This window comes from Methanoculleus sp. (genome assembly GCF_020696975.1).
GTDB lineage: Archaea > Halobacteriota > Methanomicrobia > Methanomicrobiales > Methanoculleaceae > Methanoculleus.
In genome coordinates this window covers 23,245-35,070 of record NZ_JAJGBK010000021.1, presented here as the reverse complement: position 1 = coordinate 35,070, position 11,826 = coordinate 23,245, and the positions used below count along the sequence as shown (strand labels likewise).

Here is an 11,826-nt window from a genome sequence, read left to right as displayed (position 1 = left end):
CGGGGCTTCTTTGCGCGCACAATCTTGACCGATAGAGAATCTGGACCGATACTATGACCTCGCTCGCAATCTTAGGTGTAGGAAAGGTAGGGGGCGAGACAGCGTTCCTCTCCGCCGCGCTCGGTCTCGCCGATGAGATCATCGTCTACGACATCTACGAGCCCATTCTTCGGGCACAGGTGCTTGACCTGCAGCACACGGGTATCGATGTTGCGTTCTCCACCGATACGGCGGCGATGCGGGAGGCCGACATCTTCGTCTTTGCGGCAGGCACCCCGAGGACGCCCGACATAAAGACCCGGGCCGACCTCCTCGAGGCCAACATCCCGGTGGCGAAGCGCTGCAGTGAACTCCTGCGGGGGTTTGCCGGTGTTGTCATCACCGTCACGAACCCCATGGACGCGAACAACTACGGACTCTGGAAGATGATGGGCATTGAGCGGCAACGGTGCATCGGCTTCGGCGGCCAGCTCGACAGCGCACGCTTTGCCCGTCTCCTTAAGGATGCGGGGAACTGCGGGCCTGCCTGGGTGCTCGGCGAGCACGGCGAACACCAGGTGCCGCTCTTCTCGAAAGTCGGTGCGAATATCGGGCTCGCCGAGCGGGAAGCAATCCTCTCCCGGATGCGGGGGGCGAGCATGGAGGTGATCCGCGGCAAGGGCGGCACGGTCTTTGGCCCGGCATACCACATCACCATGCTGATCCGTGCAATCCTCGAGGACCGGCGCGAGGTGCTTCCCTGCTCGTGCGTGCTTGACGGCGAGTACGGTCTCTCCGGCTGCTCGCTTGGCGTCCCGGCACGGATCGGCCGCGAGGGCGTCATCGGCATCGAGGAGTGGGACCTTGACCCGTGGGAGAATGCAAAGATGGCAGAAGCGGGAGCGTTCGTGCAGGACCTCTGCAGGCGGTTCAATGGCTGAGTCCCACATAAGCACCCCGGCGACCCTGGACGACTTCGGGAAGGTCCGGATCGGCATCCACCAGGTGGAGTACAGCGTCGGCGTTGATATCCCGGTCATCCACATCTTCGGCCGGGACGCCTCCGGCAAGGCCGTCAGGGTCGATGTGACCGGTTTTCGCCCCTACTTCTACGCGCCCGCCGGGCAGGTGGACGACACGCCCCTTCACCCGCTAATCGTCGACGTGGAGACGGAGACGGCGTATCGCTCCATCCGCGGCGAGCCGCTGCGGCGGCTTTACACCCGGCGCCCTGGCGACGTCCGCGAAGCCCGTGACCGCTACCAGCACTTTGAGGCGGACATCCCGTTTGCCACCCGGTTCATGATCGACTGCGGTCTCTCCGCCGGCGTGGAACTTCCTGCCGGGACCTCCCCGGCCGACTACCATGAACTCGTGCCGTCCGACGTTGCGGCTCCCGCGCGGACCTGCATCATGGATATCGAGTGCGTGGACGAGAATGGCTTCCCCGAGGCCGAGCGGGACCCGATCATCTGCGTCACCTGCTGGGACTCTTTTGACGAGGAGTATACGACCCTCCTCTGGCAGCCCGGCGGTGTGCCGGGCGACGCCCCCGTCGAAGACCCGGCTCTCCGCGTCCACGAGCACCACCGTGTCGTCCGGTACCCGGACGAGAAGGCGATGCTCCGGGGGCTTGTTGCCTACGTCAGGGAGCATGACCCGGATATCCTCTCGGGCTGGAACTTCGTTGAGTTCGATATCCCCTACATCCTGCAGCGTATGGCGGCGCTCGGTCTCCGGGGCGAGGATCTTGCGCGTCTCCCCGGGCAGACCGAGCGAAACGCCGTCCGCGGGCGAGCAATCTTCGATCTCCTTTCCGCCTACCGGAAGATGCACCAGGCCCAGAAGGAGTCCTACCGGCTCGACGCGATCGCCGGGGAGGAACTCGGGGTGACGAAGGTCCGCTACAGCGGGACGGTCACCTCGCTCTGGCGGTCCGACCCGGCGCGGCTTGTGGAGTACAACTGCCGGGACGTCGAGCTCTGCGTCGGGATCGATAAGAAGAATAACATCATCGAGTTTTACCGGGAGATCGCCCGGTATGTCGGGTGCCCGCTCGACCGGACGCTGAACTCGTCAAACGTCATCGATATCTATGTCCTCAGGAAGGCTTCAGGCAGGTTCGTCCTCCCCTCCAAGGGCCTTGCTGCGGGCGACGAGTTCGAGGGCGCGACCGTCTTTGAGCCGGCGACCGGCCTTCGGGAGAACGTGGTGGTCCTCGACTTAAAGTCGCTCTACCCGATGGCGATGATGACGATCAACGCGTCGCCCGAGACGAAGAATCCGGACGGCGAACTCCGGGCCCCGAACGGCATCCGGTTCTCCCGGGAGCCCGACGGGTTAACGAGGAGCATCCTCTCCGAACTCCTCAGCGAACGGGACGAGCGCAAGCGCCTGCGCAACCAGTACCCCTTCGGGTCGCCTGAGTACGTGCTCTACGATCTCCAGCAGAACGTCCTCAAAGTGATCATGAACTCCTACTACGGGGTCTCCGGCTACACCCGGTTCAGGCTCTACGACCGTGAGATCGGGTCGGCCGTCACCTCGGTCGGCCGGGCGATCATCAAGCACACCCGCGAGATCATCACCGGTCTTGGGTACACGGTCCTCTATGGTGACACCGACTCGTGTATGATCCAGGTCCCGCCGGGGACCCTTGAAGAGACCATCGCACGGGCGAGGGCGATCGAGGCGCGACTGAACGCCAGTTACGGCGACTTCGCAAAGACCGAGCTCGGCGCCGATACGCACTACTTCTCGATCAAGTTCGAGAAGGTCTACCGCCGCTTCTTCCAGGCCGGTAAGAAGAAGCGCTATGCCGGGCACCTGGTCTGGAAAGAGGGCAAGGACGTCGACGAGGTGGATGTCGTCGGCTTCGAAATCCGGCGGAGCGACTCGCCGCAGATAACGCGGGAAGTGCAGCGGACCGTCATCGAGATGATCCTCCGCGGGGATGCGTTCGAGGACGTGCAGGCGTACCTGCGCGACGTCATACGGAAGTATCGCCGCGGTGAGTACTCGCTCGACGAGGCCGGTATCCCGGGCGGGATCGGGAAGAACCTGGAGAGTTACGAGAACGACGATGCCCATATCCGCGGCGCCAAGTACTCGAACGAGTATCTCGGGACCGACTTCAAGCGGGGCAGCAAGCCCAAACGCGTCTACATCAAGACCGTCACGGCGAAGTACCCGCGAACGGACGTGGTCTGTTTCGAGTACGCCGACCAGGTGCCGCCGGAGTTTGTCGTCGACTGGGAGACGATGCTTGAGAAGACGCTCAAAGGACCCATATCGAGGATCATCGAGCCGCTCGGGTGGGACTGGCACGACGTCGATCCGTCACGGACGACACTCTTTGATTTCGGGATGTAAGAAAAGTGTTGGGGGGCGCTTTACGCGAGACCCCTCTTTGCGCGTTCTTCCTGGATGAACGCGCTCCTCTCGATATTCTTTGACCAGGCAATGCGGCCGTCGACGACCTGCCAGGTGCCCAGCTCGAGAACGTCGATCCCTGCCGGGACCCCTGAGACGTCTGCCCCGCAGGGTACGACGAGGACCGCCTTGTCGACGCTTCCGGCGCTTGCGGCAGCCTGGAGCGCCTCAATGCTGCTCACCGGGACCTCGGGCGCCATCTTCACGCTCACGGCCACCCGCTCCGTCCTGCCGGCGACCCGGCGGGAGAGCACACATTCCGGCTGCACACTGCCGGCTGGAGACCATGCAAACTGCCACCCGTCCCGGGCAGAGAACCGCCGGGCAAGGGTCTTCTGGACATCAAGATACGTAGAATCCTTTATGCCACCCATATCAATATCCTCTGCTCTACTGTATGGTCACGGTCGAATATAAGTATTGTAGTTCTTTCTTCCCTCCGGCAGTCCCCTCACTTCGGTGCTGGTATGGCGGCCGGTCCCAGCGGTGCATGAGAAAAATCCTGGAGGAACACTTTTATGGTACGACCCGTATTATTCGGCGGGGTTTGTTATGGCAGAGGCAACACAGATAGATACCGGGGTTGTGGAAGCATACGACAGGCTGGCCCGTGAGGTGCTGAATCGGCCGGAGAGCATCCCGAGCGCCATCCACAATCTTCTCCTGAAACTGGCGGAGACGCATCCCGGAGCGGTTTACTGGATTGTTCGAAAGTTCTATCAGGAGTACCTCCGGCTCTACGTCTCCGATACCGGCTACATCGGTATCGCAGACCGGTATGAGCCGGACCTGATGTATCCGGGTGATATCGTCCTCTACATGGTTCCCGAGAGCCCGCAGCCGGGGGATGTCGTCCAGATCTCCTTCACCGATAAGAACGAGGTGAGTGTCTACGTCATCCACGGCCGGATCATGAAGTGCAACGAGGACCGGTCGTTCCAGGTCGCGGATACCAGCACTGGGGAGGATTACAAGGTCGTCGACTGGAACATTCTCGGGAAACTGGTCCAGGTCATCCCGTTCGGAACCGATGAGTGGCAGGAGCTCTTCGGGGCATCCGGCGTTCCGAAGGAGTGGATCGCCACATCCGTCGAGGAGAACATCAATTCGATCCAGAAGACGGATGTTCCCGGGAAGGATGAGGCGATCGCCGAGCTCAAGAGCCGCCTTGCGAACCTGGTGTAGCGGGAGCAGAGCCGCTCTGTCTTTTTTTCGTCCCCGGCTGCGGGCTGATCTTCACCTGCTTCGGGTCCGCACGAACCTTTTTGTGGCGAGCGATCCATCCCCGCCGCATGAAGCATCTGATACTGATCATCCTCGGTCTGCTGCTCATCCCCGCCGGTGCCCAGGCGCTCACCTTCCTTGGCGGCGATCAGCAGGTGATCGAGACCCCTATCCCCGACGACGTGGTCGCCTCGGGTGGGTCCGTGACTGTCAACGCCCCTGTCGACAGCCTGACGGTCGCCGGGGGCATCGTGACGGTGGATGCGCCGGTCCGGGGCGACGTCATTGCGGCGGGGGGCACCCTGATCGTCAACGGCGATGTCGGCGGGAAGGTGCTCGCCGCCGGGGGGGAGATCGAGCTGAACGGGAATGCGACGAACGCTCTCGTCACCGGAGGCACGGTCCGGATCGGCGAAGACGCCGTCATCGAGCGTGATGCATTCATCAGTGCCGGGGATGTCACCAACGCCGGATCGGTCCTTGGCAACCTGACGGTCTCGGCCGGGACCTTCAGCAACACCGGCACCGCCGGGAACGTCACGTTCGAGGAGCAGCAGGATCCGGGGCCGGCGGTGCCCGGGATATTCTCGATCCTTATTGCGATAGGCTTCCTGATCCTTGGCCTTCTTCTGATCCGGGGGTTTCCCGACCTCTTTTTGGCGGTGGTCCGGCAGGTTGAGAGGAGTCCGGTCATCCTGACGATCATCGGGTTCGTCGCGATCATCGTATCGGCGATCGTCCTCTTCATCGTCGCCATCACCATCATCGGTCTCCCTCTTGCGCTCGTCGGGGGGCTGCTCTTCATCGTCGCCCTGATGCTCTCGTCTCTTTTTGTCGCCTACGCCCTCGGGGACGTCATACTCTCCCGGACCCGATGGAGGCCGGGGCGTGCGTGGATATTCGTCCTGGGGTTCGTGATCCTGCAGATCCTCATCTTCATCCCGTTCCTCGGAGCGATCGTCCAGGTCATCGCAGTCAGCCTCGGCTACGGCGGGATCCTCTATGCGCTCAGGAGCGTCTGCCCGTTCCGTGCGGGTGGGAGGGCGTAATCTCTTTTTCGGCGGGTTTTCGGGGTGTGCTGCGTCCCGGTAGGGGATGTGTGGCCGTAGCGAGAGAGTTCCCGGCCTGTGGAAAGAAGACGCATTCTCCTTCTCCCGGTTAGGAGCATCCCAATTGTGTGAATAATAGAATTGAAATGACGGGCAAAGCCCCATACGGCGGACCGGGGGAGACTCGCACCTCCGGTGCTCATGCTCCGGCCCTACGGCCCATCACTCCGGCAGAAGTCTCTTCAGTAAATCTACGTTATCTCCGTCCCCTCCGCCACCGGGCACCCGACCGTCTCAATCCGGGTTCCCGGCAGGATAACCAGGTTGTACGCGCCGTGGTCCCGGTTGAACCGGACGAGGACCCCGTAAAACTGGACGATTGCCCCGTAAGGAAGTCCCTCGAGCGCATCCCGGTTTGTGCCGCGCAGCGTTGCCGGGACGATGGCGTAGGCCGGGTCCGCGGGAGTCCCGTCGCAGACCTTATAGACCTTTGTCCGGGCATCGCCGAGGTTCCCGGACATCACCGCACCGACGATGTTGATCTTTTTGTCGCGGTGCCGGCGGAGGTGAGAGAGCCGGGCGAACTTCGCTCCCGGCGGGACCCGGTAAGCGTGCTGTGTCTTTTTGTCCTTCCGGAGGAGCGCCGAGGAGTACTTGATGTCGACGTTGACGAACCGGTAGCCGTCTTTCTCCCTGGCAAGCCGCTCCATCAGCCGGGTGGGCCGGATATCGCCCTTCTGCTCGAAGGTCCAGCACCGTGCGGGGTTGCAGGTAGTGCCCCAGATGAACGAGCAGGGACTGTGGATGGCAAGCCCACGGTCTGCGATCGCGCGGACGGTCTGGCGCATAGCGGTCGCGTTGGCGAGATCGGCGGGCTCCACGATGACGATAGTCCCGTCGGGCGAGAGCCGGTCGGCGAGGGTGGCGACGAGGTCGGCACGCCGGTCGATATCCATGCGGCGGAGTTCGTTCAAGACGTTCGAGAAGACCGCCAGATCTATCCGGTCGGGCAGGTCTGCGGCGGCGAGCGCCTCGATATCTCCCCTGATGGGTTTTTCCACCCGCACCATGCTCCCCTGCGCTGCGGCTGCGGCCGGGACGAGGGCGTTGTAGGCCTCCAGGTGCTCTTCCGATCGTTCGACGGCGTAGACCTCCGCGGAGCCGCTCCCGACCCGTCCGAGGAGGTCGATGACGGCGAGCGGCACGACTCCCGGCCCGGTGCCGAGATCGAGGATGCGCATGTGGGGCTTTGCGAGCCCCTGGCTGATGACCTGCCAGAGGATGTGCTCAAACTGCACCAGGTAGACCGGCGCGTGGTAGGCCAGGTAGCCGAGGACCTGGTAGGCCTTCCGGTAACTCACCTGGCGCTCTTTCCAGTACTGGCTCTTCTGGGCGAGGATGGCGTTCGCCATCCTGTCGAGCACGACCGGGTCGTCCCAGGGTTTTCCCGTCTTCTTCTCGATGTAGGACCCGACCAGGGTCTGGATGTAGTCCGGGACCCCGGGGTCGCGGAAGAACGCGAGCTGGCGCTCTCGTCCGGCATCATCGACCCTGAACGGCCCTCCCGGGCCGCGGCGGACGACGTAGTCGTCGTCTGCTGACGTGAGGGTGAGGCCGAGGCCGTCGAGGTGCGGGCGGACCTCCCCGGCGAGACGTTCGAGCGGCTGCCCGGGTTTCAGGTCTCTTTGCAGTTCAGAGAGCCGGAACTCGGGTTTTGTCTCTGCAAGGCGCTTCAGTGCTGCAACAGTATCCCGCTCGCTCATGGCATACCAGCTTGGCGGGGTGGGTAATACAGGTTACGGCGCTTGGTGTGCAGAAAAACGGTGGCAGCGGGGGCTTGCGCCTTCCCGCTCAGGACGTGCCGGAACCCCGCTTCACCGCATCCCGGCCGAGCCGGAATGCCCGGGCATTAACCTCGACGGTTTTAGGTGGCACGCACCGCCGCACCGCCTCTTCGAGGGTCTCCGGCCGGAGCGGGATCGCGCCCGACGCTGCCCCGAGCATAACGATATTCTGCGAGAGGATGCTCCCCGCTTCCTCTGCGAGGGCCGCGGCGTCGATGCAGGTGACGTCGAGGTCGGCAAGCGCCGCAAGGATGCTCTCCTCGTCGGGCACGTCCAGGGCCTGCTGGTAGACCGACGTCGGGACGACCAGGTGCCGGTTCACCACGAGCCTTCCCCCGGCCGGGAGATAATGGCGGTAGCGGAGGGCCTCGAGGAGGTCGAAGGCGACGAGAAGGTCGGCCGTGCCCGGTGCAATCAGGGACCCGAACCTCCCGTCGATGCGGATATGGCTCTCCACCGACCCACCGCGCTGCGCCATCCCGTGGGTCTCGGCGCTTCGGACGGTCCGGTTCTCGATGATGCACGCCTCGCCGAGGACGTTCGAGGCGAGGACAGTTCCCTGGCCGCCGATACCGACGATCAGGATATCGAACGGTGGCTTCATCGCCGTCCCTCCATGCCGATAGCCCCCGACGGGCATATATCCGCGCAGACGCCACACCCGGCGCAGAGTTCGGTGATCGTCGCGTTCTTATCGATGAACGCGATCGCCGGGCAGCCGAACGACCGGCAGACGCCGCAGCCCGTACACCGGTCGAGATCGACCGCGTAGGCTTTGCGCCGGATCCCGCTCTTTCGTGCGGTGATGACGCAGGGCTGCTTTGCGATGATCACCCGGACGCCGTTACGTTCTTTTGCTCTTTTGAAGGTGTCAAGAAGCACGGGGAGGTCGTAGGGGTCGACCGTCTCGACCCAGGAGACCCCGCACGACCGGCAGATCGCCTCAAGCGATATCGGGGTGCTCTCCTTGCCTGTGGCGGTCAACCCGGTGTTGGGGTTTGGCTGGTGGCCGGTCATGGCGGTGATCCGGTTATCAAGGATGACAACGACCATATCGGCGCCGTTGTAGACAGCGTTCAGGAGTCCTGGAATCCCCGTGTGCAGGAACGTCGAGTCGCCGATGGTCGAGACCACGGGACGCTCCTCCCCCGACCGGGCGATCCCGCTCCCGACGGTGATCGAGGCGCCCATGCAGATGGTGGTGTCGACCGCACCGAGCTGGAGGCCGAGGGTGTAGCACCCGATGTCGCTTGGGAAGATGCCGTCGCGAAAGACCTTCCGGATGGCATAGAACGTCGGCCGGTGCATGCACCCGGCGCAGAGGATCGGCGGGCGGGGCGGGACTCCCTGGACCGGGGCGGCCGCCGGGAAGGCTGTCGTGGGGGTGATGCCCGCGCTCTCGAGGGCGGCGGCGACGGTCGCCGGGGTGAACTCCCCTTCGTACGGCACCGTGCCGTCTGTCTTACCCAAGACCTCCGTCTTCGTCGCCACCTGGCGCACCGCCTCCTCGACGACCGGGGCGAGTTCCTCGACGACGAGGACTCTTTCGTGCCGGTCGACAAAGTCCTTGAGCCACTCCTCGTCGATGGGGTAAGCGCCGATGATCGCGAGCGAGACGTCGTCGGGGAGCACCTCCTGGACGTAAGCGGCCGCGACACCGCTTGCGATGACGGCGGTCGGGCCGCGGACGGTGTGGCGGTTGTAGCCGAGTTCAACCAGGCGCTTCTTGAGCGCCGGCTGCTTCTCGTTCAGGACTTTATGCAGAACCCGGGTGTGCGCGGGGATGACCACGTACTGTTTCGGGTTGCGCTGGAATGCGGCAGTCCGGTGCTCGGTCCCGATCTCTCCGAGGTCGACGTCGCCCTTCGAGTGGCAGATCCGGGTGGTGGGGCGGAAGATGACCGGGAGGCTGAACTCCTCGGAGAGAGCGAAGGCGTCCCGCAGCATATCGTGCGCCTCCTGGACCGATGACGGGTCGAGGCAGGGGAGCCGGGCGAAATGCGCGTAGCGCCGGGTATCCTGCTCGTTCTGAGAACTGTGCGCAAAGGGGTCGTCTGCAGAGAGGATGACGAACCCGCCGGTCACCCCGGTGTATGCGCTCGTCATCAGGGGATCGGCCGCCACGTTCAGCCCGACGTGCTTCATCGTGCAGAGTGCCCGCAGACCGCACCAGGCGGCGGCGAGCGCGTTCTCGAAGGCAACCTTCTCGTTCGTGGACCACTCCACGGTGAAGGGGCGCTCCTTCTGCACCCGGAGGACGTCGATCACTTCAGAAGACGGCGTCCCCGGGTAGCCGCTGGCAAAATCGATGTTTGCCTCCAGGCATGCGTGCGCAATGCCTTCGTTCCCGAGTAGGTATCGTACTGCCATTGTTCAACTCAACTGTACTTCTATTGTCGGTTTTTAACATAGCGGTTTGGATGCCAATCCAAAAAATTAAGTGCTTGGATGTCAGAAACTGCAGAGTAATTTTGTTGGGCCCGTAGCATAGCTGGTGGTGCACCCGGCTGATAACCGGGAGGTCGTGCGTTCGAATCGCATCGGGCCCATATCCCTTTTAGCATGCGTCTTTGCAACTCGCGCTGTTATCTCTACCCCGGGACCGCCTGGTTTCTCTTCGGCGGAGGAGAGAAGATGAGACCCTTCTTGAGGGGCGGGGTGGGGGGATGCCTTCGTCTTCCGCGGAGGCGCTTTTTGTGGTCTCGCTGTTGCGGTATCCCGTGCGTGCTTGTTAAAGATTCTGTTATCCGGCGGTTTGTGAGCGGGGTTTTGACGCAACCTTTAAGATGATGGTGATACAACATTTACAGGCACTAATACAATTGTCTCCGGGCCCGTAGCATAGCCGGTGGTGCACCCGGCTGATAACCGGGAGGTCGTGCGTTCGAATCGCACCGGGCCCATCGTTTTTTCATCCTTGTTCTTCGCCACGCAGCCTTCTCTCCCCCGGCGAGGGCAACCCTACGTTCGCCGGCGGTAGACGACGTGTTCGAGCACCAGGGCCGTGATGATCCCGACCACAAACCCGTTCGTGACAAGGGGGCGGAGCGTTGCCGGGAACTCTGCGGCGACTTCCGGGGGCAGGAACCCCACCACGGTCCCGAGGAGGAGGGGGATGCCGACGCTCAGGCCTTCCTCGAACGTCCCGATCGCCCTGCTCTCCTGACCGAGGACGAGCCCCGCTGCGATCTGGGATCCCATGATGTAGGTGAGGACGACGCCGATGACCGGCGCCGGGATGCTCTCAAGGTAGCCTATGGCAAGCGGCGATGCGGCCACAAGACCGAGCGCCACGGCGGCCGGGACCAGGGCGAGGCGGGACGCACACCCGGTGGCGGCGATAACCCCGGGGGAGAGGGAGTAGTTCACCGGGCCGATAACGCCGGTGATGCCGGCGAGAACGTTCCCGAGGCCGGTGACGATCATCCCGCGGTTCACCCGCTCCTCCATCCTGTCAGCTGAAAGAAGGCCGCCCACCGACTGGATGGACCCGAGATCGTTTGTGGCAAGCGCGAGGTAGCAGATCAGGAACGCCGCAAGGACTCCTCCGTCAGGCACGGCGAGCGGCGCGGGCAGGCCGCCGGGAAGCGCGAAGAGGGCGATATCTCCGGAGGGGAGGGATGCCGCCCCGAAGAGGGCGATGTAGGCCGGGGTGCCGAGGAGGAGCGCCCAGAGCGCCAGGGTCGACTTCCATATGCCGGTGAGGTATCCGTTTACGAAGAACAGGATGAGAGCGAACGCGATCGAGAAGAGGAAGACCCGGCCCGTGCCGACCGTGCCGCCGCCGTCGGTGACCAGATCGAGGATCGTGGGGGCAAGGGTGAACCCGATGAGCATAAGGACGACCGCGATCACCTGGGGCGTGAAGAGGGCTTTGAGGCGCCCGAGGAGCCCGGTTGCCGCGAGCCCGGAGAGAACGAGCCCCCCGAGGAGCAGCGATGCGTTGACTGCTCCAGGCCCCGCATCAAGGCTTGTGAGGATACCGACCAGGAGCACCGTCGCCGGACCGAGCACCAGCGGGAGCCTGTGGCCGAGGTAGACCTGCGCGAGGAGAACCAGGGCGACGAGGAGGAAGAGCCGTTGCAGGTAGGGGGCGGCCGACCCCTCTCCCTGGAGACCGGCCGCCACACCGCCGATGATGAGGATGAGGGGAAGACTCACCGCCAGCCACTGAAGGCCGAAGATGATAAGCGATGCCGGCCGCGGCCGGTCGTCGATACCGCAGGTGAACTTCATCGCACAGGCTCCTCCCAGGGCTGCCGGAACGGGTGGCGGGTATTCCGGCGCAGCGCTAGAGG

The 11,826-nt window shown here is 63.7% G+C and carries 9 protein-coding genes and 2 tRNA genes; 6 read left to right on the top strand and 5 right to left on the bottom strand.

The genetic code is table 11. From position 1 onward, the window contains the following. The first annotated feature begins 53 nt into the window (after nt 1-53). Together QZ650_RS06025 and QZ650_RS06020 are read left to right on the top strand one after the other, a co-directional pair. A complete protein-coding gene (locus QZ650_RS06025; RefSeq protein WP_292519797.1) occupies nt 54-920 on the top strand; it encodes a lactate dehydrogenase in 867 nt (288 codons plus the stop codon). Further along, a complete protein-coding gene (locus QZ650_RS06020; protein ID WP_292519795.1) occupies nt 913-3,351 on the top strand; it encodes a DNA-directed DNA polymerase in 2,439 nt (812 codons plus the stop codon). Before QZ650_RS06025 ends, QZ650_RS06020 begins: the two co-directional genes overlap by 8 nt. Before the next feature lie 20 nt (nt 3,352-3,371). Here QZ650_RS06020 and QZ650_RS06015 read toward each other — a convergent pair whose 3' ends face one another. Continuing rightward, entirely contained in the window at nt 3,372-3,785 is a 414-nt protein-coding gene (locus QZ650_RS06015; RefSeq protein WP_292519794.1) for a hypothetical protein, read from the bottom strand. 178 nt (nt 3,786-3,963) lie between these two features. On the opposite strand from QZ650_RS06015, the gene QZ650_RS06010 reads away from it, so the two are divergent. Both QZ650_RS06010 and QZ650_RS06005 read left to right on the top strand, forming a co-directional pair. After that, a complete protein-coding gene (locus QZ650_RS06010) occupies nt 3,964-4,596 on the top strand; it encodes a hypothetical protein (RefSeq protein ID WP_292519792.1) in 633 nt (210 codons plus the stop codon). A gap of 107 nt (nt 4,597-4,703) precedes the next feature. Continuing rightward, complete coding sequence (locus QZ650_RS06005) at nt 4,704-5,684, top strand: hypothetical protein (RefSeq protein ID WP_292519790.1); 981 nt, start codon at nt 4,704-4,706, stop codon at nt 5,682-5,684. A 251-nt stretch (nt 5,685-5,935) separates the two neighbouring features. On the opposite strand, the gene QZ650_RS06000 is transcribed toward QZ650_RS06005, so the two are convergent. The 3 genes from QZ650_RS06000 to iorA form a co-directional block, all read right to left on the bottom strand. Beyond that, nucleotides 5,936-7,447 (bottom strand): class I SAM-dependent methyltransferase, encoded by a 1,512-nt coding sequence (locus QZ650_RS06000; protein WP_292519788.1) that lies wholly within the window; start codon nt 7,445-7,447, stop codon nt 5,936-5,938. 88 nt (nt 7,448-7,535) lie between these two features. Further along, complete coding sequence (locus QZ650_RS05995) at nt 7,536-8,132, bottom strand: indolepyruvate oxidoreductase subunit beta (protein WP_292519786.1); 597 nt, start codon at nt 8,130-8,132, stop codon at nt 7,536-7,538. Further along, a complete protein-coding gene (gene iorA / locus QZ650_RS05990) occupies nt 8,129-9,898 on the bottom strand; it encodes an indolepyruvate ferredoxin oxidoreductase subunit alpha (RefSeq protein WP_292519784.1) in 1,770 nt (589 codons plus the stop codon). The genes QZ650_RS05995 and iorA overlap by 4 nt, the downstream gene beginning before the upstream one ends. 106 nt (nt 9,899-10,004) lie before the next feature. Here iorA and QZ650_RS05985 point away from each other — a divergent pair. Both QZ650_RS05985 and QZ650_RS05980 read left to right on the top strand, forming a co-directional pair. After that, nucleotides 10,005-10,077: transfer RNA gene (locus QZ650_RS05985), tRNA-Ile, on the top strand. A gap of 281 nt (nt 10,078-10,358) precedes the next feature. Then, nucleotides 10,359-10,431 (top strand) — tRNA-Ile (locus QZ650_RS05980). A gap of 58 nt (nt 10,432-10,489) precedes the next feature. On the opposite strand, the gene QZ650_RS05975 is transcribed toward QZ650_RS05980, so the two are convergent. Further along, nucleotides 10,490-11,764, bottom strand: coding sequence for a solute carrier family 23 protein (locus QZ650_RS05975; protein WP_292519782.1), 1,275 nt, complete (start codon nt 11,762-11,764; stop codon nt 10,490-10,492). Nucleotides 11,765-11,826: the final 62 nt, after the last annotated feature.